Here is a 23,513-nt window from a genome sequence, read left to right on the forward strand (position 1 = left end):
AAGGCCGGGAGGAAAGCCATGAGACTGAAAACACCGCGAATTGCCCCACTCACCGATTCGGAGATGGGCCCGGACGTGAAAGAAATGATCGCGGGCCGTTTCGGCGATGCCCCGGTCTTCAATGTCTTCCGCACGCTTGCCCGTGCCCCGAAGGCCTACAAGCGCTTCATGGGCTGGGGCGGATACATCCTGTCGAAATACAACGATCTCAGCGAACGGGACCGCGAACTCGTCATCCTCCGCGCCGGCTATAACTGGAAGTCCGGCTATGAATGGGCCCAGCACAAGCGCATCGGGCTGGGGTGCGGCCTGACGGAAGAAGAGATCGAGCGTATCAAGGCCGGGCCGGACGCGCCGGGATGGAGTGCGAACGACAAGGTCCTTCTGCAGGCAACCGACGAACTGACATCGGACGCCTTCATTACAGATGAGACCTGGGCTGCCCTGTCCGGCTTCACTGACAAGCAGAAGATGGACCTGGTCATGACGGTCGGCCAGTACACGCAGGTCTCAATGATGCTGAACAGTTTCGGCGTGCCGCTGGACGATGACCTGACTCTCGATCCGGACCTCGAAAAATGAGCCTCGCTGACGTGGCAGGGCGCTTGTCCGGCAAGGTCGCCATTGTGACCGGCGCCGGTCAGACGCCGGGCGAAACGATCGGCAATGGCAAGGCGATTGCCATGCTGTTCGCCCGGGCCGGTGCGCGCGTTATGTGCGTCGATCGGAGCATCGAACGCGCAGAGGCCACCGTATCGGACATCCTCGCCGAGGGCGGCACGGCGGAAGCATTTGCCGCGGACGTCAGCCAGCCGGCGGATGCCACCGCCATTGCTGACGCCGCCGAAGCAGCCATTGGCCCGCCGGATATCCTTATCAACAATGTCGGTATCGGTGATGGAGGGGACGGTCCGCCGCACAGGCTGACGGAGGAGGCCTTCGACCGCACGCTGAAGATCAATCTGAAGGGCGCCTGGCTGGTGACCAAGGCCGTCTTGCCCGGCATGCGGGAACGCGGCAGCGGGGCCATCGTCAACATTTCGTCGCTGGCGTCGCTCGCGGGCGGCTTCCAGATGGCGTACGAAGTGTCAAAGGCAGGCATGAACCGGATGACGCTCAGCGTCGCAAATTCCGGCGCATCGCGCGGCGTGCGGTGCAATGCCATCCTGCCGGGCCTGATGGATACGCCCATGGCGATCCGCGGCATCGCGAAGATGCGCGGCGTTCCGGAGGATGACCTGCGCAAGGAGCGGGCCGCGCGTGTGCCGATGGGATTCATGGGGTCCGGCTGGGACACGGCCCATGCGGCGCTGTTCCTGGCCAGCGATGAAGCGCGCTTCATTACGGGCGCTCTGCTGCCGGTTGATGGCGGTGGCAGCGCCCGGGTCGGCTGACCGGGGGCATTGAGCGCGGGGCGCAAGCTCTCTAGGCTTTGGTCTTCCTTCTTACTGCGCCGTTCTGGCGCTCATGCCGGCCGGGATCGTCCTGTGCCGGTTTCACCCTGTTGGCAGAGGCAAAGCGCGCCATGATCGAATTTTTCATCCTTCTCGGACTGATCGTGGTGAACGGTATATTCGCGATGTCGGAACTCGCCATCGTATCGGCACGAACCGCCCGTCTTCAGGCGAAGGCGGACCGGGGCGATGTGGGGGCGAAAACCGTGATCGGCCTGCAGGACGATCCCTCCCGTTTCCTGTCGACCGTGCAGATCGGCATCACGCTCGTCGGAATTGTCGCCGGGGCCTATGGTGCCACCGCCATTGCAGACGAGCTGTCGCCCGTGATTGCGAAACATGTACCCGCCATTGAGGCCGAGGCCGGAGAAATCGCCTTCGGGCTCGTGATCGTTTTCACCACATTCCTGTCGCTGGTCATTGGCGAACTCGTACCCAAACGCATCGCCCTGATTGCGCCGGAAGCCATCGCCACGATCATGGCGCCGCCCATGGCGTTCATTTCGCGGCTGGCCTTTCCGGTCGTCTGGCTGTTGCGCGTTTCGACAGACGGGCTGCTCAGCCTGCTGGGCCTGGCAGGTATCCGGCAGGAGCCGGTGACGGAGGAAGAAATCCACGCCATTCTCGACGAGGGCGCGACCAGCGGGGTCATCGACCTTGAGGAACAGCGAATGATGCGCGGCGTCATGCGGCTGGCTGATCGTGACATCCGTTCGATCATGATCCCGCGGCCAGATATTGTCTGGATCGATACGGACGATCCGTGGCCAGAGATCAAGCAGGAGATCCTCGACAGCGGAAAATCGCGGTTCCCGGTGGCGGATGAACGGCTCGATCGGGTGTTCGGCGTGGTTCAGACCAAGGACCTCCTCGACTGTGACCTGAGCGGAGATGGGCCGGACCTGAGACAGGTGGCCCGGCCTGTGACCTTCGTGCCGGAAACGCTGTCGGTCATGCGGTTGCTGGAGTCGATGCAGGAAAGCGAAGTGCGCATGGCGTTGGTGGTGGACGAGCATGGCAGCATTCAGGGCATGGTCACGGCGGCAGACCTGCTGGGCGCCATTGCAGGCGATAGCGCCTTCTCCCCCAGCGAAGGCATAGACCGGCCGGCCCGGCGGACCGACGGATCCTGGCTGATCGATGGCCTGATGCCTGTGGAGGATCTGGAAATCCTGCTCTCTGCACCGGATTTCGGCGAAGCTGATGGCGGCGCCACAACTGTGGGCGGGATGATCATCCACCAGCTACAGCGCCTGGCCAATGATGGCGATGTCGTTCACATCTCCGGCTACCGTTTTGAAGTCATGGACCTGGACGGCCGCCGGGTCGACAAGGTGCTCGTCACGCCGCCCGGTGCCGGCGAGGATCGCCCCTTCACCTGACGTAATGGCTTGCCCATGGCGGTCAGATCGTTAGATTCAGCGCGAATGTAAACACTGTTCACTTTAAGGGGAAAACGCCCATGGCCCTGCCGCCCGTGCTCCAGAACCTCCGACTGCCGCTGATCGGATCGCCTCTGTTCATCATTTCCGGTCCGGAACTGGTGATCGCCCAGTGCAAGGCGGGCATCGTCGGGAGTTTTCCGGCGCTCAACGCCCGTCCCGGCCCGGTGCTGCACGAATGGCTGGACCGGATCACGACAGAACTGGCCGAGCATAACGAGAAGAACCCCGACCGCCCGGCCGCGCCGTTCGCCGTAAACCAGATCGTTCACAAGTCGAACGACCGGCTGCAGCACGATGTCGAGGCCTGTGTGAAGTTCAAGGTGCCGCTGGTCATCACATCGCTGGGCGCGCGCAAGGATGTGAACGACGCCATCCACTCCTATGGCGGCGTCGTCCTGCACGATGTGATCGATACATTCTTTGCCAGGAAAGCGCTGGAGAAGGGCGCTGACGGCCTGATCGCTGTGTGTACCGGAGCGGGGGGGCACGCCGGCCAGCTTTCGCCGTTCGCGCTGATCCAGGAGATCCGTGAATTCTTCGACGGCCCGTTGGCGCTGTCGGGGGCCATTGCGAATGGCGGGGCCATCGCTGCGGCGCAGGCCATGGGTGCAGACCTTGCCTATATGGGCTCAGCGTTCATTGCCTGCGACGAAGCCAATGCCATGGAAGGTTACAAGGAAGCCATCGTGTCCTATGGCGCGGAAGACATCGTCTACTCGAACCTCTTTACCGGCGTGCACGGGAACTATCTGAAGCCGTCGATCGAGGCAGCCGGGCTTGATCCGGACAATCTGCCTGAAAGCGACCCCAGCAAGATGAACTTCGGGTCCGGTGGCAACACCAAGAGCAAGGCCTGGAAAGACATCTGGGGCTGTGGTCAGGGGATTGGCGCCGTGAAGCGCCGCGGGCCGGTTGCGGATTATGTCGACCAGCTGGAATCGGAGTACAAGGCAGCGATCGACAAACTGAACCAGCCGCGCACCTGGGGCGCCGCACCTGCGACAGCCGGCTGATTCAAGCTGATTCAGGGGGGATAAAGCCGGGCCTATCCGACACCGGCAACTGGCGCGGCCTGCGGTGACACGGGCCGCGCTCTTCTGTTCAGGCCCATTCTATCCACCCGATAAGTCATGCGCGCAGACTTGTGTGCATGCTGATCGAAAATGTCTCTGAATTTGATGCGGACGGCTGGCGCTGGCCGCATTTCACGCCTGCGGAACTGGCTTGCCGATGTGGTGGCCGGTTCTGTGCGGGCGAATACTGGCACGCGCCTGATTTCCTGGATGCGCTGGAGGCGCTGCGGACAGACGCAGGTCATCCGCTGGTGATCAATTCCGGCCATCGCTGTGCGGTCTGGAATACATATGTCGGCGGTGTCCGGTTCAGTCTCCACAGGTCCATCGCGGTGGATATCTCGCTCGCCGGGCACGACCGCCATGTCTTGCTGGCGGCCGCAGAACGGAAAGGCTTCACTGGCTTTGGCCTCGGAAAGACCTTCCTTCACCTGGACCGGAGGCCGCGCCCGGCCCGCTGGTTTTATCCGGGGAGCGACGCATCATGGCGGACATAGCAGGACTGGCGGCAAGCGCAGCGGGCGGCGGCCTGTTCGGTCTTGTTGGCACGGCCATCGGGCGGATCGCCGGCATGGTCGAGGCCCGGCAGGCGCAGGCGCATGAGCGAGCGCGCTGGCTGCATGATGCCGAGATGCAAAAGTTACGCATCGAAGCCGATGCGGCTGGACAGGCGGCGGAGCTGCAGAAAGCGGAAACGTCCGGCGCCTGGGCAGGTCTGTCCGCCTCCATGGCGGCGGAGGCGGCCATCGGGGAGAGCTACAGATGGGTCAATGCCGTGCGCGCGCTGACCCGGCCCATGCTGACGGTGCTGCTGTGGGGTATCACGGGGGCGGTGTTCCTGAAGGCGGACGCCGCCGGTCAGGCCGGCATTGTGGACACGGCCACCTTCGCCGCGACAGCCGCCACGCTCTGGTGGTTCGGCGACCGCGCCCCACGCCGGGAGGTACGTTGAAGGCGCCGCGTTGACGGCATTGGCCAGACCGGTCCATCCTTCTGGAAAATCCCGGAGGAACAAATACATGGCTGATGGTATCCTTGTGATCGATGAGGGGACGACCTCGACGCGGGCCATCGTGTTCGACCGGGACTTCAATCAGGTGTCCCTGTCACAGCAGGAAGTGCCGCTGGCTTATCCTGCTGATGGCTGGGTCGAACAGGATGGCGAGACGATCTGGGAGAAGACCGTTGAGGTCTGCCGTGCGGCGCTCTCTGAAGCCGGAGGGATCGATCGGGTCGCGGGGATCGGCATCACCAATCAGCGCGAGACGACGCTGGTGTGGGATCGCAAGACCGGCAAGCCGCTGGCGCCTGCCATCATCTGGCAGGACCGGCGCACGGCCAGTGCCTGCGACGCCTTGAAAGCGGCCGGGCATGAAATGGCAGTTCAGGCGGAAACCGGCCTGCTGATCGATCCCTATTTTTCCGGCACGAAAATCGCGTGGATTCTGGATGCGGTCGAAGGCGCCCGAGACCGCGCTGAGGCAGGGGAACTTGCTTTCGGCACCGTCGAGACGTTCCTGATCTGGCATCTGACGGCGGGACGTGTTCATGCAACCGATGTGTCGAATGCCTCGCGTACCTTGCTCTATCGCCTCGGGCTTGGCGATCAAGGCGGCTGGAGCGAGGTTATGTGCAATCTGTTCCGTGTGCCGATGAGCATGCTGCCGGAAGTAAAACCCAATGCGGCAGACTTCGGCATTTGTGATGAAGGACTGTTTGGAAATGCGCTGCCGATCCTGTCTGCGGCAGGCGACCAGCAATCGGCCTTGGTAGGTCAGGGCTGTCTTTCGCCCGGCATGGCCAAGATCACCTATGGCACGGGCGCTTTCCTTGTCGCCAATTCCGGCACGGAAAAACCGGACTCGAAACACCGGCTGCTGGGCACGGTTGGCTATGAGACGGCCGAAGGCGGCGCGATGGCGCTGGAAGGGTCGATCTTCAATGCCGGGACGGTTGTGAAATGGTTGCGCGACGATCTGGGGCTGATCTCCGACGCAGCTGAAAGCGAGGCCATGGCCGGGGCGCTGCCGGGCAATGGCGGGGTCTACATCGTGCCCGCCTTTACGGGGCTTGGTGCACCGCACTGGAATGCCGACGCGCGCGGCACGATCAGCGGCATTACCCGCGCGACCACAGCCGCGCATCTCGTGCGTGCAGGGCTTGAGGCCGTCGCCTATCAGACGCGGGATCTGCTGGACGCCTTCGAGGCCGATGGCGTGGAGATCCGGGAGCTGAGAGTCGATGGTGGCATGGTGGCCAATGACTGGCTGATGCAGTTCCTGGCGGATATCTGCGCGCGGCCGGTCGTGCGGCCCGACTACCGGGAGATGACGGCGCTTGGCGCAGCGGCACTGGCGGCGATGCAGCTCGGCTGGGTGGATGCGGCTGGCTGGCAGGCGCGTGACGTCCAAGGGACGCGGTTCGAACCTCAGATGGACGACAAACAGCGAACAGCCTTGCTGAAAGGCTGGTCTGCCGCGCTTCGCCGTACGCTGGCCTGATCAGGTTCGGATTATCGAGTATTTGGGGCAGGCCGGGCGGTCTGCCCTTTTCGATTTGGGATTGCCGGTCCGGAATTTCTGTTTAAAACTTGAGAATAATTTGAACAATGTGGGCCGCATGGTTGCCTGCTGCGGTGATCGTGCTGATATAATGTTACGAATCTTCCGAAGGTGGCAGCCCCCGATCCGCTCCCCCAATGCGCCCTTGACCCCGCAACTTCCAGTCAGGACCTGACATGACCCGTACCAGAACTTTCCTGTCCTTTATTCTCGGTTCCACGATGATGACCGCTTGTGCCGGTGTGACGCCGGATGTCGCCGAAGCCGGTGACCCGGTCGAACTGGCGGGAGGTTCCGGCACATCATCGGAAGCTGCGCCAGAAGCGGTGGATGAAGCGGCGGCGGAAGCGGCCTGGAGCCCCGGCGATGTTTTCACCGGCCCCTATGGCGGCGTGCCCGCCTTCGACAAGATGGATATCGCGCTGATCGAGCCGGCTCTTGAACAGGGCATGACGGCCCAGCGGGCGGAGATCGATGCCATTACAGCAAATCCGGATGCGCCGACGTTTGAAAACACGATTGCGGCCATGGAAGACACCGGCCGCCAGCTGAACCGTGTCCTGACATATTATTATCTCTGGGGGTCAAATCTTTCGAGCCCGGAGTTCCGTGAAATCGAAACCCGCATGGATCCGGAGATCCAGGCCTTTTATGACTCAATCAATCAGGACCAGGCGCTGTTCGCCCGGGTCGATGCGGTTCGCAAAGGTGCGGAATATGACACGCTGGCACCGGACCAGCAGCGGCTGACAGAAATCATCCACCAGCGCTTCACCCGCAATGGCGGCACGCTGACGGGAGAGAAGGCAGAGCAGTTCGCGGCCATCAACAAGGAACTGGCAGGCCTGTACGCGGAATTCTCGGGCAATCTCCTGGCGGACGAAGAAGGCTGGGTCACCTATCTGACGCCAGAACAGACCAGCGGCCTGCCGGACTCCTATCTCAGTTCCGCCGCCGCCGCTGCTGAGGCGCTGGGCAAGCCGGGCATGTACGCCGTGCGCAACACACGCTCGTCCATGGACCCGTTCCTGACTTTCTCCACGGAACGTGACCTGCGTGAACAGGTGTGGCGCAATTATTATAACCGCGGTGACAATGGCGATGCGCACGACAACAATGCCATCATCGCGAAGATCCTGAAGCTGCGCGATGAGCGGGTCGAACTGCTCGGGTATGACAATTTTGCTGCGTGGCGCCTGGAAGACCGGATGGCGAAGACGCCGGACCGGGCGTTCGACCTGATGCTGCAGGTGTGGAAGGCCTCCGTTGCACGCGTGCATGAGGAAGTCGCCGACATGCAGGCACTGGCAGACGCGGAAGGCGCGGACATCAAGATCGAGCCGTGGGACTACCGTTTCTATGCGGAAAAGGTCCGCAAGGCGAAATACGACCTGAATTCACAAGAGGTGAAGCAGTACCTGCAACTCGACAATCTGCGCCTCGCCATGTTCGATGTGGCCGGACAGCTGTTCGGCTTCGAATTCGTGCCGATCACCGATGGCTCTGTACCTGTTTTCCATCCGGATGTGACCGTCTATGAGGTCAACGACAAGGCCACCGGCCGGAATGTGGGCCTCTGGTATTTCGACCCGTTTGCGCGCGACGGCAAACGTTCAGGCGCCTGGGCGACGACCTACCGGTCGCACGAAAGCTTCCGGGGTGAAAAGAACGTTCTGGCCGCCAACAATTCCAACTTCGTGAAGCCGGCGCCGGGTGAGCCTGTGCTGCTATCATGGGACGATTCCGAGACCATGTTCCACGAGTTCGGCCATGCGCTGCACTACCTGTCGCTGCAGGTGGCGTATCCGGACCTGACCGGCGGCCTGCGTGACTATACCGAATTCCAGTCGCAGCTGCTGGAGCGCTGGCTTTCGACGGACCATGTCATCGACACCTATCTCGTCAGTGCAGAGACGGGCGAACCGATGCCGGAAGAGCTGGTCGAGAAGATCCGCAAGGCGTCCACCTTCAATCAGGGCTTCGCGACGACGGAATACCTGGCTTCGGCTCTGATCGACATGAAGCTGCACATGGCCGACCCCGACGGACTCGATCCCGACAAGTTCGAGCGGGAGACGCTGGACGAACTCGGCATGCCTTCCGAACTAGTCATGCGTCACCGTACGCCGCAATTCGGGCATATCTTCTCGGGAGAGGGCTACGCCGCCGGGTATTATGGTTACATCTGGGCCGACGTGCTGACGTCAGACGCCGCAGAGGCCTTCGCCGAAGCGTCCGGCGGCTTCTATGATCAGGATGTCGCCAGCGCGATGGTGAAATACCTGTTCGCTGCCGGCAACTCGATGGACCCGGCAGAGGCTTACCGCCTGTTCCGTGGCCGCGACGCCGAAATCGGCGCCCTGATGCGTGACCGCGGCTTCGCGGAATAGGGCAGAGCTCTAGGCCTCCGCCGTTACACTTTCAGCCGGAACCGGATTATCCTCTGGTTCCGGCGTTTCAACTGCGCCCACGCCCTTTGGCGACACGATGCGGCAGAGCACGAGATCGCCGGTCACGTTCACCAGTGTGCGGGCCATGTCGAGGATCCGGTCTACGCCCATCACGAGTGGCAGGCCGACGAGGGGCACACCAAAGCTGGCCGCGGTCGCTGCAAGGATCGCGATGCTTGCGCCCGGCGCAGCGGGTGCCCCGATGGAGGCGCCGGTCAGCGTCACCATGACAAGCGCCAGATCACCCGGGGTCAGCGGCGTGCCTGCGATGTCGGCCAGGAACATGATCGCGACGGACTGGTAGAGCGCCGTGCCCGCCATGTTGACCGTCGAGGCCAGCGGCACCACCGCCCCGGCCAGCGAAGCGGGCGTCTTCAGCTTGTCGATGGCGGTTTTCATGGTCAGCGGCATCACGGCCGCCGAACTCGATGTCGAGAAGGCGAGCAGCTGCACCGGCGCCACCGCGCGGACGAAGGTCACCGGATTCATTCGTCCGAACACGGTAACAATCACCAGATACATGACCAGCAGGCAGGCAAGGCCCGTCAGCACGATGGCGCAATAGGTGGCCAGATCCACCAGCGTGCCGATGCCATTGGCGGAGATCGTCTCCGCCATCAGGCCGAACACGGCCAGCGGCGCAAACCGCATCGCGGTGCGGATGACCGTCATGCTGACTTCCAGCATCGCCTCCGTCAGGGCGACCAGCGGGCGCGTGAGTTCCTTCTTGTCGGCGCTCACCATGGCGATGCCGACGAACAGAGAGAACACGACAATGGCCAGCATGTCCTGTTCCAGCAGGGAGGCGGTGATGTTCTGCGGGATCAGGCCGGTGATCAGGTCCGGCAGCTCCCGCGTGATCCCCTCCAGCGGAGACGGGTCCGGCGTTGCCAGCTGCAGGTTATCCGGCTTCAGGCTCGGCGGCAGGGGCAGGCCTTCTTCCAGCGACCGCCCCGGCCGGATGAAGCGTGACAGCGTCACGCCGATCATCGTCGCTGCCACCGTTGTCAGCAGGACATAGACAATCAGCTTCCGGCCAATCGTCCGCAGCGCTTCACCGCCGCCTGTGCCCGCAATGCCGAGGATGATGGAGCTGGCCGCCAGCGGGATGATTACCATCCGGATCAGCGCCAGAAACAGATTGCCCGGCAGACCCAGCCAGCCGCCGATCAGGTCGGCGCGGTCACGTGGCAGCAGCGCAAGGTCAGGCCCCAGCAGCAGGCCGACCCCCACACCGAACACCATGGCCAGGATCACCTGAAGCCACAGCTTGCCTTTCACCAGCACATCAAGGCGCCGGTTCAGGCGATTATAGGTAAAACGGGGCTTCTTCACGGAGGCCATGGATTCGCGTCTCTTGGGTTGGGTATTCATCCCATATGAGCCCGGCTCAGGGAAGGAAAGCCGTACGGGCCCGTGGTCGACGCTGAATTTCCGGGGAATCTGCTGGTGCCGCGAGGGAGAATTGAACTCCCGACCTCATCATTACCAATGATGCGCTCTACCACTGAGCTACCGCGGCGTTTGCAGTTGCAGAATGCGGCGTTTAGCTTAAGCGATCCGACATGAAAAGACAGTTTCGCCGCGAATTACACCTGACATGACAGACAAATCCCCACCGAAGGACGAGAAAGCCGAACGGCTCGCCGCCGCCTTGCGCGCCAACCTGCGCCGCCGCAAGGCCGCCGCGCGAAAGCCTCCGGCTGAATCCGCCATGAAACCAGACGCCAAACCAGGCAAGGGCAAGTGACGTTGTCCCTCTCATCGCGGGCGTATCTGGCCGCGCCGCATGAGACGCTGGCGGCGATCGTGGCCGACAAAGCCTGGTACCGGGCCCGAATGCCGATTCTGGGTGAAATCGACCTTGTGACGCGCCACGCGGCCATTCATGCCCTGTTGAAGGACAAGGAGCGCTTCGTCGTCGACGCGCGCCATGCGGGGCACAAGGCGGCCTTCGGCATGCCATTCCTGCCGAAGTCCCTGAAGATCATGGCCGACAATGTCCTGTCCATGGACGATCCGGACCATGCGCGCCTGCGCCGCCTCGCAGACGCCCCGTTCCGCCGGGCTGCGATCCTCACCCAGCGCCGGAAGATCCATGCCTGTGCGCATGAACTGCTGGACCTCATGGAAACGGATGGCAACACGGACCTGGTCTCAGGCTTTTGCCGTCCACTCCCCCTGAAAGTCATTTACGGCTTGCTCGGCTTCCGGCCGGAAACGGAGGCGAAGCTCTCCCGTACGCTCAGCAACCTGACGGCCACCGATTCGCCATTCACCATGCTGTGGGGCCTGTTCCGGCTCGGCCACATCCAGGACCTGCTGCGCGAGGAATTCCGCGCGCTGCACGAAAATCCGCGTGAGGGCCTTGTCTCGGAACTGGTCCATGCCGAGGCCGATGGCCAGAAGATGAGCGAGAACGAGCTACTGGCCATGGTCTTCGTCCTGTTCGTCGCCGGGCACGAGACGACGACACACCTGTTGTCGTCCGGCATCTGGACGCTGCTGACCCATCCTGGCGCCGCCGACCGTGTGCGCGCCATGGATGAAGAGGCCCGACTGATCGCGGTGGACGAACTGATGCGCTACTGCACGCCCGTCCAGATGACCAAGCCGCGCTTCGTGAAAGAGGATATTGAGTTCGAGGGCAGGGCGCTGAAGCGGGGCGACCGCGTCTTCGGCTTCCTTGCTGCCGGGAACATGGACCCGGCCGAGTTCGACGATCCGCTCAGGCTGGACCTCGCCCGCCGTCCGAACCGGCATGTCGGCTTCGGCTCGGGGGCCCACGTCTGCCTCGGCATCCACCTCGCCCGGCTGGAAGGCGAAGTCGCGCTGGACGTCCTGCTCAGCCGCTATCCCGGCCTCGCCATCGAGGGCGGCGCGGACAATGTAAAGTGGATCTCGCGCGCCGGCCTCCGCGGTCTGAAGCGGTTGCCATTGGCGCTCCGCTGAAACCCGCTGAAAATCAACACATTCCGGCCCTCCCAAAACCGCGAAGCGCGGTATAAGAGCCCCCATGGACAGACTCGTTATACAAGGTGGCCACAAGCTGAATGGCCACATCCCGATCTCCGGCGCGAAGAATTCGGCGCTGAAGCTCATGGTCGCCTGCCTGCTGACCGACCAGCCCATCACGCTCACCAACATGCCGAGCCTGGCAGATACGCGCTTTCTGGCGCAGCTGCTGGAGACGCTCGGCGTGGAAGTCTACTGGCCGAAGGGCAGCGCGACCTGCCATTTGAACGCCGCTGAGCTGAAAAGCACGATCGCGCCGTATGACCAGGTGCGGAAGATGCGGGCGAGCTTCAATGTGCTGGGGCCGCTGATCGCGCGCTCCGGCCATGCCACGGTCTCGTTGCCCGGCGGCTGTGCCATCGGCGCCCGTCCGGTCGACCTGCACCTGCAGGCGCTGGAGGCCATGGGTGCGGACCTGAAAGTCGAGCAGGGCTATGTGAAGGCCGCCGCCATCCATGGCCTGAAGGGCGCACACATCAACTTCTCCATGCCGAGCGTCGGGGCCACCGAGCACGCCATGCTGACCGCCACGCTGGCCAAGGGCGAGACCATCCTCGAAAACGCCGCGCGCGAGCCCGAGATCGAAGACCTGGCCGACTGTCTGAACGCGATGGGCGCGGATATCACCGGCGCCGGCACGGCCGTCATCCGGATCAAGGGCGCAGAGAGCCTGACCGGCACGACCCATGCCGTCATGGCCGACCGGATCGAGGCGGGCACCTATGCCATCGCCGCGGCGGCTGCAGGCGGGGACGTCACGCTGGACGGCTGCCCGGTTGAGGCGCTGGGCGCCATGATCGCCAAGCTGCGCGAGGCAGGCGTGACCGTGGACGCCGACGAGGCCGCCCATACGCTGCGCATCCGCCGCAACGGCACACACCTGAAGGCCGTGAACCTGTCGACTCAGCCGCACCCCGGCTTCCCGACGGATCTGCAGGCCCAGTTTATGGCCCTGATGGCGATTGCCGACGGCACCAGCGTCATCCGCGAAACGATTTTCGAAAACCGCTTCATGCACGCGCCGGAGCTTTCCCGCCTTGGTGCGGACATCACCGTGCGCGGGCAGGAAGCCATTGTGAAAGGCGTGCGCCAGCTCACCGCTGCGCCCGTCATGGCGACAGATCTGCGCGCATCGGTCTCTCTGGTGATTGCGGGGCTTGCGGCGGAAGGTGAAACCGTGGTGAACCGGATCTACCACCTCGACCGGGGGTTTGAGCGGCTGGAAGAAAAGCTGACCGCGTGCGGCGCGCAGATTGAGCGCCGCTCCGAGGATGAAGAATAGGGGCTGTCGCGAAAGGGGCTGGCATGTCTGAACTGAAACCACTCCGGCTTCTTGCTGAAGAGGCAGAGGATCTCGAGATCATCTCCGCCGCGGTGCAGGATTCCGTGGTGAAGGCCGAGAACCTCAATTACGAGGCGCGCATCCGCCGTTTCTCGCTGGAGATCAACCGCTACCGCTGGGAAGAGGGCGTCACCAAGCGCCGCGACGGCGAACGCGTGCGTTCCCTCCTGGCCTTCGACGGCGTGCTGGGCGTGAAGACCCGCGCCGTGACCAAGGCGGACCCGGAACTGATCCTGTCATTGCTTCAGGTGACCTTCACGCCGGACGAAGAACCGCCTGGCGGCAAGATCACGCTGCTGTTCGCTGGTGATGGCGAAATCGAACTGACGGTGGAGGCGCTCGACGCGACCCTGCTCGACAGCGACTACATCTGGAACACCCGCCACACGCCCAGCCACGAGCGGCGGAAGCGGTAGGCCTTTGGCTTAGCTATGGCTTCGCTCGATCCACTTCACCTTGTTCGTAATCCTGCCGGGTATGCCAACTTAGTTTGGTGATGATGGGGGTGGCCCTCAGGACCCGATCAAGGGCCGACAAGAATGATGAGAATCCGGCGCGTTTCTGAAACAGCCCCATGGGTTCGCAGATTAAAAGCCAAGAAGAACCCGCCTGCAGGAGTAACCAATACTTGCGTTGCTTCTGGCGGACAAAGAATGCCCAGCCGTAATACTCGTGTTGCTCCGGATTATTGGTTTGCCAGCCCGCCGCATTAAGCCGGCTCGCCAGAATTTGAACCAATGCATGGCCGCCGGGAATACTAATGTCTCCGGTCTCTGAAAATACAATGTCGTCTGGTAGGTCGGCATCGAAGACCGCGAAATTACGTTCATATTCTATCGAGTTTGCCATACACTTACCCCTTCGCCCGGTGGCAGAGCGCCTCCATGAGCGCCGCCCAGAAGGGCTTCACAGCGGCCCAGTCATTGGTGCCGAGGGTGACATGGCTGAACATTGAAGAGCCTCCCAAACCGTGCCGGAAGGGCCAGCCTAAGCCGGGAAGCTAGGGCGGCCAAGCCTGCCAGACTCGATGCGCCGACTCAGCGCCTTGCCAGCGGCGGATGGAGAGTCCATGAAGCGGGGTTCAGACACACCAATCCTGCTTGGGAATTCCGCGCCAATGGCCCGTACATTCAACACATCCGCACCGGATTTCGAAACCCGGTTCAGCCGCTTCCTTGGGGAACAGCGGGCGGATGGACATGATGTCGGCGGGATCGTCGCGAAGATCCTGGACGAGGTGGAGGCCCGCGGCGGTGAAGCCGTGGCCCGCTATACGGCCCAGTTCGACGAGCTGCAGATCGACCCGACCACGCTGCAGTCAGACAATGTCGACCTCGCTGCGTTGGCCGCTGACTGCCCGGCTGACCTGAAAGCCGCCATCGATTTCGCGCATGACCGCATCGCCGCCTATCACAGCGCACAGCGCCCGTCAGACCATTCGTTTACGGATGAGGCCGGCGTCGAACTCGGCTGGCGCTGGACGTCGCTGGAGAGCGTCGGCGTCTACGTGCCGGGCGGGCGGGCGAGCTATCCGTCCTCGGTGCTGATGAACACCGTCCCGGCCAAGATTGCGGGCGTCGACCGGATCGTCATGGTTGCCCCCGCGCCGAAGGGCGAGATGGGCCCGGCCGTGGCCTATGCGGCGCTCCGTGCGGGCGTTGACGAATTCTATCCGATCGGCGGGGCGCAGGCCGTCGGTGCGCTGGCCTTCGGGGCAGGGCGCCTCGCGCCGGTCGACAAGATTGTCGGCCCCGGCAATGCCTTTGTGGCCGAAGCCAAGCGCCAGGTGTTTGGCCGAGTCGGCATCGACACGATCGCGGGCCCGTCGGAAATCCTCGTCATCGCTGATGAGACTGCCAATCCGGATTGGATCGCGGCTGACCTGCTGAGCCAGGCCGAGCATGACCCGTCCTCCCAGTCGATCCTGATCACTGTGAACGAAGCTGTGGGCAGGGCTGTGGATAACGCTGTGGATAAGCAGTTGAAAACGTTGGCCACCGGCGAACGCGCAGCCCGCTCCTGGTCGACCCATGGCGCGATCATCTTTGTCGCGGATCTCGATCAGGCTGCCACCATTGCCAACCGCATCGCGGCTGAGCACGTCGAGCTCGCTGTCGCCGATCCCGATGGCATGCTGCCGAAGATCCGCCATGCCGGCGCAGTGTTCCTGGGGCACCACACGCCGGAAGCGCTGGGCGACTATGTCACCGGCTCGAACCACGTTTTGCCAACCAGCCGGGCGGCGCGGTTCTCCTCCGGCCTTGGCCTTTATGACTTCCTGAAACGCATGAGCGTGCAGCGCGCGAGCCCCGCCGGATTTGCCGCGCTGGCCCCGGCTGCTCTGCGCCTTGCCGAGGCAGAGCGCCTGCCGGCGCATGCCCGCTCCATCTCCATCCGCTCGAATGCAGTCCAGGATCCTGGGACGGGCGATGACGGATAAGAACCGCCTCATCGCCGTCGAGATCGACGAAGATACGCTGGGCGCGTCTGGTCCGGACGCCGAGCATGAGCGCCGTGTCGCCATCTTCGACCTGATCGAGCAGAACAGTTTTGCTCTGCCGGAACATGGCGAGGGCCCGTTCATCCTGACCCTGTCCAAGGTCGAGCGGCGCCTGGTGTTCGCGGTCAAGGACGAGCACGGCAAGGACGTGCACACCTTCATCCTGTCGCTGAACCCGTTCCGGGGCGTGATCCGCGATTATTTCATGATCTGCGACAGCTATTACGATGCGATCCGCACCCAGTCGCCGCACCAGATCGAGGCGATCGACATGGCCCGGCGCGGCGTTCACAATGAAGGCTCGGAACTTCTGGCAGACCGCCTGAAAGGCAAGGTTGAGGTCGATTTCCTCACCGCCCGGCGCCTGTTTACCCTGATCTGCGCTCTCCATGCCGGCCAGGCGAGGGCAGCGGGCTAGACGGCCGGCTCAGCAGACCTTTTCGACGCCGAGTTCGCAGGCGCGGGTCTTGTAATGGGCGAAGCCCTTGTCCGCTGTTCCGGTCGCGCGTTTCTTCACGATCAGGAAGGCGGCATTGTAGCAGCCATCGCCAATGTCCAGTCCGCAGGCCTTGTCATAGCTGGCGAACGCGCCCGCATCGTCAACGTCTCCGCCGATGCCCTGCATCTGCATGTTTCCCGCATTGAAGCAGGCAAATTGCTGCCCGATCGAACAGGCCTTGAGGTAATAGTTCCGCGCGCCTGTCAGGTCCTGTGCGCCGCCCCAGCCTTTTTCGAGCGCCAGGGCGTAGTTGAAACAGGCATCCCCCGGATTTTTCCCGCCATATTTCCCATCGCAGCCTGTCTGGAACAGCGGCCGCGCCCTGGACATGTCTTTCGGGCCGCCTTTGCCATTGGTCCAGAGAATTGCGAGATTGTGGCAGGCGGCGGCCACGCCCCATTGGCAGGCCCGGTCGAGATGAACACGCGCTGTCTCGAATTCCTCCGCCTCGAGCGCGGCCATTCCCGCATCGAATTCGGCGAGCGCGCCTTTCCCGTCAAGAACGGTCTGGGCCAGGGCTGGCGAGGCGAAGAAGAGGGTGGCAATGGCCGCGAGTCGAATACGATTCAGCATTCTGGCACTATATATCGCGGGGCATGGGCAAGTCACTTCTCGGACAAGGCTGACTTCCAAAGCTTGCCGGAATCCCTTCAAAAGTATATGGCGCACCCTAAATGAACGGGTGGCGGCACATTGGCCCGTCCTGATTTGGAGACTGCATGTCGAAGGAAGAACTGATTGAATTCGAGGGAACGGTGGTGGAATTGCTGCCGAACGCGACCTTCCGCGTGAAACTCGAAAATGACCACGAGATCATCGCCCACACGGCCGGCAAGATGCGCAAGAACCGCATCCGCGTGCTGACCGGCGACAAAGTCATGGTCGAGATGACGCCCTATGACCTGACCAAGGGCCGCATCACCTACCGCTTCAAGTAAGCGTCATGGCGTCCACCGGGGCCGCGCGGCTCATCCTTGCCAGCGCCAGCCCCCGGCGGCAGCAGCTGCTCGCCCAGATCGGCATCGTGCCGGACGCCATCTGTCCCACAGACATCGACGAATCCCGCCGCAAGGACGAGAGCCCGCGCGCGCTGGCCGAACGGCTTGCGCGCGAAAAGGCGCTGGCCTGCCCGGAAGCGGGCTATGTTCTGGCCGCCGACACGGTCGTCGCGCTGGGCAGCCGCAATCTCGAGAAGGCGGCGGACGAGGGCGAGGCCGAGGCTTTCCTGCGGCTCCTCTCCGGCCGGTCGCACCAGTGCCTCACCGGTGTCGCCGTACGCGCGCCGGACGGCCGCTTCAGCGCCCGCACCGTGCTCGCCCGTGTGAAGTTCAAACGCCTCACCGACCGGGACATTGCCGATTACGTCGCCAGCGGCGACTGGAAGGGCAAGGCGGGCGGCTACGGCATCCAGGGCGCCGCCGGCGCCTTCGTCACCGCCATCAATGGCAGCTACACCGCCATCGTCGGCCTGCCGCTGTATGAGACGAAGGCTTTGCTTGAAGGGATGGGGTGGCGGGCACCCTGAGCGCTTGCTCTTGGACCTGCCTCGGGAACCGGCTTAACCAGTCCGTCACGGCTTGCCGCTAGTGTCATGACAGCGATTTGGCAGTTTGGGGCGGGGCCATGCACGGAATCAAAATCTGGGGAGCCATTGCGCTCTGCGCCTTCGCCGTCAGCTGCGACGATATCAGCAATGAGGCGGTTTCCTTCAAATGTGAGGCGAGCGAGCAGGCCTTGCCGCGCCTGGGCAGGAAGGTTCGTTTTTACCACGAAGGCGGCTTCCTCTTCGTTCAGAACACTGCAGGCCGGGCAGATAATGTCTGCTCCCAGAAGGGTATGCTGACGTGTGATGTGAGGATGACGTCCAAAAAGCTGACCCTCCGTCAGGAGATTGAAACACCTGCGTGTGAATGGCGCCGGACGGCGAAAACCACGCTCGATATTGACCGTCACACCGGCGCATTTGAGTTCACGCAGGACCTGTGTGACCTGACCGCAAAGATGGAAGTCAAAGGGACCTGTGAGATGCACCCGGGCAAGTGATTGCAGGATCCTGCTGAAAAGCCCTAGCCCATTTGCATCTGGCTTTAGGCCTGATCTGGGGATGTACTATGCCTCATCCCACTCCGACACCTTTGCCGAGACGTCCGATGAGAAAGCAATACCATTTCCGCCCCAGCCCGAACGGTTTCTATGCCTGGGATGTGGACCGCCTTGTGGCGCTGTCCGCGGCGCTTCCTGTCGAAACCATCGCATTGTCTGACATAAGCGAACTGGATGAGCCTTATTGGTTCACCGGCGATGACCGCCCGACATGCCGGCGAATTGCGGAGCATTTCAAACTCATGCAGGCGGCAGACCTCCAATATCCGATCATCCTCTGTGCCGAGGGCCGGGTGATGGATGGCATGCACCGCGTGACCAAAGCGCTGGCGGAGGGGCAGACCAGCATGGCTGCGGTGCGCTTCCCGGAAACGCCCAAGGCCGATTTCGTCGACGTCCAACCCGGCGATTTGCCTTACTAGCGTTTGGGCCTGGCCACAGGGCCTGTCGATTCCGGTCCGGAACTCTGTCAAAGTAAGTGCAGATAAATCGGAGGGAGGGTCAGGATCATGGCGCATGAAGAATATGGCTGCCCGTGTTGTCAGGCGGGATTGGGCAATCTCTTTGCCTACAACCCTGCCGATGCAACTGCTGCGGAAATAAGGATTCTCCCCATCGGCCGCCGCAAGTTCATGGCCGGGGCGTCCGCCCTTGCCAGCACGGCCGCGACGACCGCGTGCGGAACCAGCTTCTTTTCTGAAGCCCCCATTGCCCCCGAGATGGAAACCCGCACCAGAATCTACACCGGGGGAACGATCATGACGGTTGATCCCGGCTTTTCCAGACCCGAAGCCATGGCGGTGAAAGGCAATCGCATTCTGGCAACCGGCAGTCTGGAAAACGTCCAGGCCGCAGCAGGCGAAGACGCGGACATCATTGACCTCAAGGGCCGCACCGTCATGCCAGGCCTGATCGATCCCCATACGCACATCCTCATTGGTGCCCTGATGGATCAGGCGATGGACTATGTCGGCATCACGCGCTTTTCCACAACGGCAGAAATCCTGGACTACATCCGGCACCTGGATTCGGAGCGCCCGGAAAACGAGTGGATCGTCTGCCGCAACTATTATCCGATGCTGCAGGCATTTGAGGAACCGCTCGGATTTTCCTCGCTCGACAAGATTTCCGGCATCCGCCCTATCATGGTTCTGAATGCGTCCGGCCACATCGCCTATGCCAACCGGGCCGCGTTCAAGGCGGCTGGCGTTCCGGACGATGTCGCCAACCCGTCCGGCGGCGAGTTTGTGCGGGATGCGAACGGGAACCTGACCGGCGAGATGCGGAACCAGACGACCTATTCCAAAGTGCTCGGCGCCCGCCCCAGCGGGGCCGGCTCTGCGCCTGCCGATGCGGTCCTGAAAACTTGTGAGAGATTTGCCTCGCTCGGCCTGACGACCGTGTCAGAGCTCGGGCTTGGCGGACTTCTGCGCGGTGCGGGGGACTGGGAGGTTCTGAAACAGGCAGGCGCGACAGGACGCTTGTCGCAGCGCATTCGTGCTTACCCGATGTATGTGTTCGATGACGCCTGGGATGAAGCGGGGCTCCGCCCCGGCGAGGGGGACGACCTCGTGCGGATTGCGGGTTACAAACTGATCGCCGACGGCTCCAATCAGGGATTCACGGGCCTTCAGCGTGAGCCTTACTACACAGTCGACTCGACCGGGATTGCCTATATGGCGCCGGAAGAACTGACCGCGCTGATGCGCAAGAGGGCCGCACAGGGCTGGCAGATCGCCGTGCACGGAAACGGTGACAAGGCGATCGACAATATACTCGACGCCGTCGAACAGGTCGCCTCGGAAGGGATCGACGTCAGATCCCTGCGTATACGAATTGAACACTGTTCCATTCTTCATGACGAACAGATCGAACGCATGAAGGCCCATGGCGTGTCGGCGAGTTTCCTCATCGGCCACGTGCATTATTGGGGCGTTGCCATGCGTGACAGGATTTTCGGACCCGACAAGTCACGCCTTCTTGACCGCTGCGCCAGCTGCGAGCGTGCGGGCGTCGGCTACACAATTCATTCGGACTTCTTCGTGACCGATCCGAACCCGCTGCACATGATCGAGATGGCCGTGACCCGCCAGTCATGGAAGGAACCGGACTTCGCCCTTGCGCCCGAAGAGTGCGCCAGCCGCGAAACCGCGATCCGCGCCATGACCTCAGAAGCGGCCTGGCAACTGGGATCCGATCACGAAATCGGCAGCCTGGAGCCGGGCAAATTTGCGGACTATGTGATCCTGGATGGCGATCCGTCGTCTGTGCCTGCGGACGAAATCAAGAACATCAAAGTTCTGGAAACCTGGATGGGAGGCGCGCAGACTTTCCAGGCCTGATGCGAGACAAGATTCGAGGATCGTGTGCCGGGGACAGATTCTGCGCTATTCACCCCCTGAACCCAATGACCACGCTGCATCCGCGCATCTGAATTCGACGGACCTCCATGGCGCTCATTCTTTCGGGCATGGATGAGACAGGCGATTTCTTTTCAGGGGCGGTGAATACGGCGCGGGATGTGCTGGCCGAACTGGTCACGCGGGCCGGGCTGCATTTACGGCCCGAAATCCTGTCGCGGGGCATGGCCCGGCAGTGCCGTGTGCGCCTCTCTTTTCTGATGAACTATATCCGCCAGCTGATCTTCCTGATGGCGGCCGGCATGATCGATACGTTGCCGCCGGTGAAACCGCAGGCAGGGGCAACGCGCACGATGTTGCCCGATGGCGTGGAAGACGTGACGGCCAGTTTCGTCGCTGCGTCCGGCCCGCGCCCATGGCGTTTTGCGCTCGCGCCTGCCCAATATGTCCCGATGCCCGACATGCCGGAAATTCCAGGCAGACTGGCCCGGGATGACGTGCCAGCAGGTCGCTTTATAGAACAGGTGATCGTTCTCGGCGGCATTCTTGCGGACCCGGCCCCGCATGCGAAACGCATGGCGCGGGCGCTGCGCCGCTGGCGGACGGCCGGGGAAATGGCACCCGTCAGCCTGCAAGCCGTCCCACGCTTCCGCGCCGGGCGGCTGGCCGAGAGCTTCGCGCAGGTCCTCAGTGTACGCTTGAACGATGCCCTCGCTGTCGCGTGGAACGATACGGGCTGAGCCTTGCCTGAATTCAGGATTTTACCGGAGCGCGACAGTGTGTCCGGGTAAACGTGCTGGAAGAGATTTCAGGTCCGCTCCGGAGCGGGCTTCCCGAAGGCTTTCCTCATATTGATCCCGGTGGGAGAAAAGCCCGTGCTCCGGTAAAGCCGCTGCGCAATCTCATTGTCTGCGGCGACCCGCAGCCGGACTTCGCTATGCCCGGTTTTCGAAAAGTGTTCTTCCAGCGCGGCCAGGGCTGTCTTGGCATGGCCGTTTCCGCGATGGGCCGGGAGGATGCAGAAGTCGCTGATGAAGACACACGGACCGGCCTCATCGGGTTTGCACCAGAGATAGCCGATGGGAGAGTCGGTCGTGTCTCCCTCTTCGACGATGCAGAGAAGAACCTGACCGGGAGTCTCAACGCCCTGTGCCAGATCCGTCTCGACGTCCTGTTTCGCTTTGGCCAGCGCGCTGGCCATATCCTGATCGTAATTGGCAGATATTTCCGCGGCATAATCGGGGACGAAATAGGCGACATAGGCCGGAAACTCACTGGACCGCATCGGGCGGAGTCGGATCATTCTTTCACTCCGGCCATCTCTTGTGGAGGTTATCAGGTTCGTTCCAGCGCCGTGACGGCGGCGACGCACAGACCAACCACAGCGGCGATGCCGAGCCAGAGCGGATCGGTGCTGGCCAGCAGGCCGGCTTGTTGCTGGGCGGAGGAGATCGTGTTGACCACCGTATTGTCCAGCATGGTCCAGTCACCCAGCAGGCCCGGCAGTTGCAGCGCGGCGACCACGGCGCCTGCACCGCCCACCGCCAGCAGGACGCCCCGGCGCACAAGGGAGCGGCGGCGCACCTTGCCCATCACACCGTCCACGAACGGCTTTGCTTCAAGCGCGCGGTCTTCAGCTGCAAACAGACTGGACAGATCCTGGAAGGTGTCTTCTTCGCGCATATTTCTACTCCATCACGCCACTTCGGGCTTCGCAAGGTGTTTGCGGAGGGCTTCGACCCCCCGCAGCACATGGGATTTCACAGTGCCAAGCGGCCAACCTGTGGCTTCGGCCGCTTCGCGGTGGGTGAGGCCGGCGGCGACGCACATGACGACACAAACCCGCTGGGCCTCGCTCAGTTTTTCCAGCGCCCGGCTGAGGTCCATCCGGTCATCCTGCTGGTCGGTCGGCCGTGACCCATGAGCGCCAAAGGGGATGATCTCCGCGGTCTCGTCGAATTCGATCTCCGGCCGGGTCTTGCGGCGGACCTGCAGGAACTCCCGCCAGCAGATGGCGCAGATCCAGGCGCTGAAGGTACCGCCGGCATAGGTGCCGATCTTCTGCCAGGCCGTCAGGAAGGTGGCCTGCGCAATATCGTCACCGGCGGCCGGCGATCCGGTCAGGCGCCGGGCCATGCCGCGCACGCGGGCCTGGTGGCGGCGGACGAGTTCGGCAAATGCCGCCTCGCTGCCGCGTGCTGCCTCTGCAGCCAGGTCCGGATCCGTGCGCATGTCCCGTCCTTCGTCCGTGACCAGAAAGAGGTCAGGCTTTCCGTTCATTGCGACCCGACACCCAGAGGCCAAGGTAGGCAACACCCAGGAAGACCGGGAAGGCGGCAACGCCCAGCATTGGACGGATCGCTTCGCCTTCTTCCATGCCGATCATCGTGCCGAGGAAGGCAAAGGCAAGGCCTGCCGCGATGAACAACACGCCGCGGCGCAAATCGGCCCGCACCGGGTCGTTGGCCAGCGACAGGCGCACCATCATGTCGTCAGACAGGACCTGGCCCTGGTCGATGGCATGGCGCAGCGTTTCGTGGACCGTCTTGCGCTTGCGGGCGTTGAAATAGCTGACCAGCCACACAATCCCGACGATAGACCCGAACAATATGCCGGGGACAAAGATTTCTTCGCCCATCTCAGGCTCCTTCTTGCAAACTCGTGCGGCGGAATTGCCGCTGTTTGATTGTCAGATGCAGTGAAGGGCGCGT

The 23,513-nt window shown here is 62.8% G+C and carries 27 protein-coding genes and 1 tRNA gene; 20 read left to right on the top strand and 8 right to left on the bottom strand.

The genetic code is table 11. The features are described 5' to 3' along the window. Positions 1–18 precede the first annotated feature (18 nt). The 8 genes from HAD_RS09515 to HAD_RS09550 all read left to right on the top strand — a co-directional run bounded on the left by HAD_RS09515 (position 19) and on the right by HAD_RS09550 (position 8,923). On the top strand, positions 19–582 hold the full coding sequence (locus HAD_RS09515) for a carboxymuconolactone decarboxylase family protein (protein ID WP_035570718.1): 564 nt from the start codon (positions 19–21) through the stop codon (positions 580–582). Continuing rightward, on the top strand, positions 579–1,394 hold the full coding sequence (locus HAD_RS09520) for an SDR family NAD(P)-dependent oxidoreductase (protein WP_035570720.1): 816 nt from the start codon (positions 579–581) through the stop codon (positions 1,392–1,394). Before HAD_RS09515 ends, HAD_RS09520 begins: the two co-directional genes overlap by 4 nt. 131 nt (positions 1,395–1,525) lie before the next feature. Further along, a complete protein-coding gene (locus tag HAD_RS09525) occupies positions 1,526–2,836 on the top strand; it encodes a hemolysin family protein (RefSeq protein ID WP_035570721.1) in 1,311 nt (436 codons plus the stop codon). A gap of 80 nt (positions 2,837–2,916) precedes the next feature. Continuing rightward, positions 2,917–3,912 (top strand): NAD(P)H-dependent flavin oxidoreductase, encoded by a 996-nt coding sequence (locus tag HAD_RS09530; protein ID WP_035570722.1) that lies wholly within the window; start codon positions 2,917–2,919, stop codon positions 3,910–3,912. A gap of 137 nt (positions 3,913–4,049) precedes the next feature. Then, positions 4,050–4,469: a D-Ala-D-Ala carboxypeptidase family metallohydrolase gene (locus HAD_RS09535; protein ID WP_051596084.1), complete on the top strand. Its 420-nt coding sequence runs from the start codon at positions 4,050–4,052 to the stop codon at positions 4,467–4,469. Then, on the top strand, positions 4,457–4,924 hold the full coding sequence (locus tag HAD_RS09540) for a hypothetical protein (protein ID WP_035570723.1): 468 nt from the start codon (positions 4,457–4,459) through the stop codon (positions 4,922–4,924). The genes HAD_RS09535 and HAD_RS09540 overlap by 13 nt, the downstream gene beginning before the upstream one ends. 67 nt (positions 4,925–4,991) lie before the next feature. After that, complete coding sequence (gene glpK, locus HAD_RS09545; protein ID WP_035570724.1) at positions 4,992–6,473, top strand: glycerol kinase GlpK; 1,482 nt, start codon at positions 4,992–4,994, stop codon at positions 6,471–6,473. A gap of 284 nt (positions 6,474–6,757) precedes the next feature. Beyond that, positions 6,758–8,923, top strand: coding sequence for a M3 family metallopeptidase (locus HAD_RS09550; protein WP_084331943.1), 2,166 nt, complete (start codon positions 6,758–6,760; stop codon positions 8,921–8,923). A 9-nt stretch (positions 8,924–8,932) separates the two neighbouring features. Here HAD_RS09550 and HAD_RS09555 read toward each other — a convergent pair whose 3' ends face one another. Together HAD_RS09555 and HAD_RS09560 are read right to left on the bottom strand one after the other, a co-directional pair. Then, positions 8,933–10,327, bottom strand: a complete 1,395-nt coding sequence (locus tag HAD_RS09555) for a dicarboxylate/amino acid:cation symporter (RefSeq protein WP_162177492.1) — start codon at positions 10,325–10,327, stop codon at positions 8,933–8,935. A gap of 103 nt (positions 10,328–10,430) precedes the next feature. After that, a tRNA-Thr gene (locus HAD_RS09560) sits at positions 10,431–10,505 on the bottom strand. A 78-nt stretch (positions 10,506–10,583) separates the two neighbouring features. Here HAD_RS09560 and HAD_RS18730 point away from each other — a divergent pair. From HAD_RS18730 to HAD_RS09575, 4 genes are all read left to right on the top strand, one after another. Continuing rightward, the gene (locus HAD_RS18730) at positions 10,584–10,733 is read left to right on the top strand and encodes a hypothetical protein (protein WP_199285848.1); all 150 of its coding nucleotides are present in this window, start codon (positions 10,584–10,586) and stop codon (positions 10,731–10,733) included. Next, the gene (locus tag HAD_RS09565) at positions 10,730–11,935 is read left to right on the top strand and encodes a cytochrome P450 (protein ID WP_035570728.1); all 1,206 of its coding nucleotides are present in this window, start codon (positions 10,730–10,732) and stop codon (positions 11,933–11,935) included. Before HAD_RS18730 ends, HAD_RS09565 begins: the two co-directional genes overlap by 4 nt. A 64-nt stretch (positions 11,936–11,999) precedes the next feature. Next, positions 12,000–13,280, top strand: a complete 1,281-nt coding sequence (murA, locus tag HAD_RS09570; RefSeq protein WP_035570729.1) for a UDP-N-acetylglucosamine 1-carboxyvinyltransferase — start codon at positions 12,000–12,002, stop codon at positions 13,278–13,280. 23 nt (positions 13,281–13,303) lie between these two features. Beyond that, entirely contained in the window at positions 13,304–13,756 is a 453-nt protein-coding gene (locus tag HAD_RS09575) for a DUF2948 family protein (RefSeq protein ID WP_051596085.1), read from the top strand. A 13-nt stretch (positions 13,757–13,769) separates the two neighbouring features. On the opposite strand, the gene HAD_RS09580 is transcribed toward HAD_RS09575, so the two are convergent. Beyond that, complete coding sequence (locus HAD_RS09580; RefSeq protein WP_035570733.1) at positions 13,770–14,189, bottom strand: hypothetical protein; 420 nt, start codon at positions 14,187–14,189, stop codon at positions 13,770–13,772. Between the two features lie 268 nt (positions 14,190–14,457). Here HAD_RS09580 and hisD point away from each other — a divergent pair, with 268 nt between their 5' ends. Next, positions 14,458–15,780: a histidinol dehydrogenase gene (gene hisD, locus HAD_RS09585; protein ID WP_035572023.1), complete on the top strand. Its 1,323-nt coding sequence runs from the start codon at positions 14,458–14,460 to the stop codon at positions 15,778–15,780. Then, complete coding sequence (locus HAD_RS09590; protein WP_084331860.1) at positions 15,770–16,258, top strand: UPF0262 family protein; 489 nt, start codon at positions 15,770–15,772, stop codon at positions 16,256–16,258. The genes hisD and HAD_RS09590 overlap by 11 nt, the downstream gene beginning before the upstream one ends. A 9-nt stretch (positions 16,259–16,267) precedes the next feature. On the opposite strand, the gene HAD_RS09595 is transcribed toward HAD_RS09590, so the two are convergent. Then, positions 16,268–16,912, bottom strand: a complete 645-nt coding sequence (locus HAD_RS09595; RefSeq protein WP_035570734.1) for a tetratricopeptide repeat protein — start codon at positions 16,910–16,912, stop codon at positions 16,268–16,270. Between the two features lie 146 nt (positions 16,913–17,058). On the opposite strand from HAD_RS09595, the gene infA reads away from it, so the two are divergent. The 6 genes from infA to HAD_RS09625 all read left to right on the top strand — a co-directional run bounded on the left by infA (position 17,059) and on the right by HAD_RS09625 (position 21,542). Then, positions 17,059–17,277 (top strand): translation initiation factor IF-1, encoded by a 219-nt coding sequence (gene infA / locus HAD_RS09600; protein WP_011646371.1) that lies wholly within the window; start codon positions 17,059–17,061, stop codon positions 17,275–17,277. Between the two features lie 5 nt (positions 17,278–17,282). After that, positions 17,283–17,864: a Maf family protein gene (locus HAD_RS09605; protein ID WP_035570736.1), complete on the top strand. Its 582-nt coding sequence runs from the start codon at positions 17,283–17,285 to the stop codon at positions 17,862–17,864. A gap of 98 nt (positions 17,865–17,962) precedes the next feature. Next, complete coding sequence (locus tag HAD_RS09610) at positions 17,963–18,382, top strand: hypothetical protein (protein ID WP_035570737.1); 420 nt, start codon at positions 17,963–17,965, stop codon at positions 18,380–18,382. A 107-nt stretch (positions 18,383–18,489) separates the two neighbouring features. Continuing rightward, positions 18,490–18,864, top strand: coding sequence for a hypothetical protein (locus tag HAD_RS09615; protein ID WP_035570738.1), 375 nt, complete (start codon positions 18,490–18,492; stop codon positions 18,862–18,864). 87 nt (positions 18,865–18,951) lie between these two features. Next, positions 18,952–20,784: an amidohydrolase gene (locus tag HAD_RS09620; RefSeq protein ID WP_035570739.1), complete on the top strand. Its 1,833-nt coding sequence runs from the start codon at positions 18,952–18,954 to the stop codon at positions 20,782–20,784. Between the two features lie 107 nt (positions 20,785–20,891). Beyond that, positions 20,892–21,542 carry a hypothetical protein gene (locus HAD_RS09625; protein WP_035570740.1) on the top strand — a complete coding sequence of 217 codons (651 nt, stop codon included), beginning with the start codon at positions 20,892–20,894 and terminating at the stop codon, positions 21,540–21,542. Positions 21,543–21,610: 68 nt separating this feature from the next. Here the strand turns inward: HAD_RS09625 and HAD_RS09630 are convergent, their stop codons facing one another. Genes HAD_RS09630 through HAD_RS09645 form a run of 4 tightly spaced genes read right to left on the bottom strand, consistent with a single transcriptional unit; the run spans position 21,611 to position 23,440 of the window. Beyond that, positions 21,611–22,105 (bottom strand): GNAT family N-acetyltransferase, encoded by a 495-nt coding sequence (locus HAD_RS09630; protein WP_035570741.1) that lies wholly within the window; start codon positions 22,103–22,105, stop codon positions 21,611–21,613. A gap of 32 nt (positions 22,106–22,137) precedes the next feature. Next, a complete protein-coding gene (locus tag HAD_RS09635; protein ID WP_035570743.1) occupies positions 22,138–22,485 on the bottom strand; it encodes a hypothetical protein in 348 nt (115 codons plus the stop codon). A gap of 12 nt (positions 22,486–22,497) precedes the next feature. After that, on the bottom strand, positions 22,498–23,082 hold the full coding sequence (locus tag HAD_RS09640; protein ID WP_084331861.1) for an RNA polymerase sigma factor: 585 nt from the start codon (positions 23,080–23,082) through the stop codon (positions 22,498–22,500). Then, entirely contained in the window at positions 23,066–23,440 is a 375-nt protein-coding gene (locus HAD_RS09645) for a DUF6249 domain-containing protein (RefSeq protein ID WP_035570747.1), read from the bottom strand. The genes HAD_RS09640 and HAD_RS09645 overlap by 17 nt, the downstream gene beginning before the upstream one ends. Between the last annotated feature and the right edge of the window lie 73 nt (positions 23,441–23,513).

This window comes from Hyphomonas adhaerens MHS-3, assembly GCF_000685235.1.
Taxonomy (GTDB): domain Bacteria; phylum Pseudomonadota; class Alphaproteobacteria; order Caulobacterales; family Hyphomonadaceae; genus Hyphomonas; species Hyphomonas adhaerens.

Bases quoted from the DNA above. Each gene is read 5' to 3' on its own strand.
- HAD_RS09520 (WP_035570720.1), top strand. From the start codon at position 579: ATGAGCCTCGCTGACGTGGCAGGGCGCTTGTCCGGCAAGGTCGCCATT.
- HAD_RS09575 (WP_051596085.1), top strand. From the start codon at position 13,304: ATGTCTGAACTGAAACCACTCCGGCTTCTTGCTGAAGAGGCAGAGGAT.
- HAD_RS09605 (WP_035570736.1), top strand. From the start codon at position 17,283: ATGGCGTCCACCGGGGCCGCGCGGCTCATCCTTGCCAGCGCCAGCCCC.
- HAD_RS09645 (WP_035570747.1), bottom strand. From the start codon at position 23,440: ATGGGCGAAGAAATCTTTGTCCCCGGCATATTGTTCGGGTCTATCGTC.
- HAD_RS09530 (WP_035570722.1), top strand. From the start codon at position 2,917: ATGGCCCTGCCGCCCGTGCTCCAGAACCTCCGACTGCCGCTGATCGGA.
- HAD_RS09550 (WP_084331943.1), top strand. From the start codon at position 6,758: ATGACCGCTTGTGCCGGTGTGACGCCGGATGTCGCCGAAGCCGGTGAC.
- HAD_RS09635 (WP_035570743.1), bottom strand. From the start codon at position 22,485: ATGCGCGAAGAAGACACCTTCCAGGATCTGTCCAGTCTGTTTGCAGCT.
- HAD_RS09525 (WP_035570721.1), top strand. From the start codon at position 1,526: ATGATCGAATTTTTCATCCTTCTCGGACTGATCGTGGTGAACGGTATA.
- glpK (WP_035570724.1), top strand. From the start codon at position 4,992: ATGGCTGATGGTATCCTTGTGATCGATGAGGGGACGACCTCGACGCGG.
- HAD_RS09580 (WP_035570733.1), bottom strand. From the start codon at position 14,189: ATGGCAAACTCGATAGAATATGAACGTAATTTCGCGGTCTTCGATGCC.
- HAD_RS09515 (WP_035570718.1), top strand. From the start codon at position 19: ATGAGACTGAAAACACCGCGAATTGCCCCACTCACCGATTCGGAGATG.
- hisD (WP_035572023.1), top strand. From the start codon at position 14,458: ATGGCCCGTACATTCAACACATCCGCACCGGATTTCGAAACCCGGTTC.
- HAD_RS09595 (WP_035570734.1), bottom strand. From the start codon at position 16,912: ATGCTGAATCGTATTCGACTCGCGGCCATTGCCACCCTCTTCTTCGCC.
- HAD_RS09535 (WP_051596084.1), top strand. From the start codon at position 4,050: ATGCTGATCGAAAATGTCTCTGAATTTGATGCGGACGGCTGGCGCTGG.
- HAD_RS09620 (WP_035570739.1), top strand. From the start codon at position 18,952: ATGGCGCATGAAGAATATGGCTGCCCGTGTTGTCAGGCGGGATTGGGC.
- murA (WP_035570729.1), top strand. From the start codon at position 12,000: ATGGACAGACTCGTTATACAAGGTGGCCACAAGCTGAATGGCCACATC.
- HAD_RS09540 (WP_035570723.1), top strand. From the start codon at position 4,457: ATGGCGGACATAGCAGGACTGGCGGCAAGCGCAGCGGGCGGCGGCCTG.
- HAD_RS09555 (WP_162177492.1), bottom strand. From the start codon at position 10,327: ATGGCCTCCGTGAAGAAGCCCCGTTTTACCTATAATCGCCTGAACCGG.
- HAD_RS18730 (WP_199285848.1), top strand. From the start codon at position 10,584: ATGACAGACAAATCCCCACCGAAGGACGAGAAAGCCGAACGGCTCGCC.
- infA (WP_011646371.1), top strand. From the start codon at position 17,059: ATGTCGAAGGAAGAACTGATTGAATTCGAGGGAACGGTGGTGGAATTG.
- HAD_RS09590 (WP_084331860.1), top strand. From the start codon at position 15,770: ATGACGGATAAGAACCGCCTCATCGCCGTCGAGATCGACGAAGATACG.
- HAD_RS09625 (WP_035570740.1), top strand. From the start codon at position 20,892: ATGGCGCTCATTCTTTCGGGCATGGATGAGACAGGCGATTTCTTTTCA.
- HAD_RS09615 (WP_035570738.1), top strand. From the start codon at position 18,490: ATGAGAAAGCAATACCATTTCCGCCCCAGCCCGAACGGTTTCTATGCC.
- HAD_RS09640 (WP_084331861.1), bottom strand. From the start codon at position 23,082: ATGAACGGAAAGCCTGACCTCTTTCTGGTCACGGACGAAGGACGGGAC.
- HAD_RS09630 (WP_035570741.1), bottom strand. From the start codon at position 22,105: ATGATCCGACTCCGCCCGATGCGGTCCAGTGAGTTTCCGGCCTATGTC.
- HAD_RS09610 (WP_035570737.1), top strand. From the start codon at position 17,963: ATGCACGGAATCAAAATCTGGGGAGCCATTGCGCTCTGCGCCTTCGCC.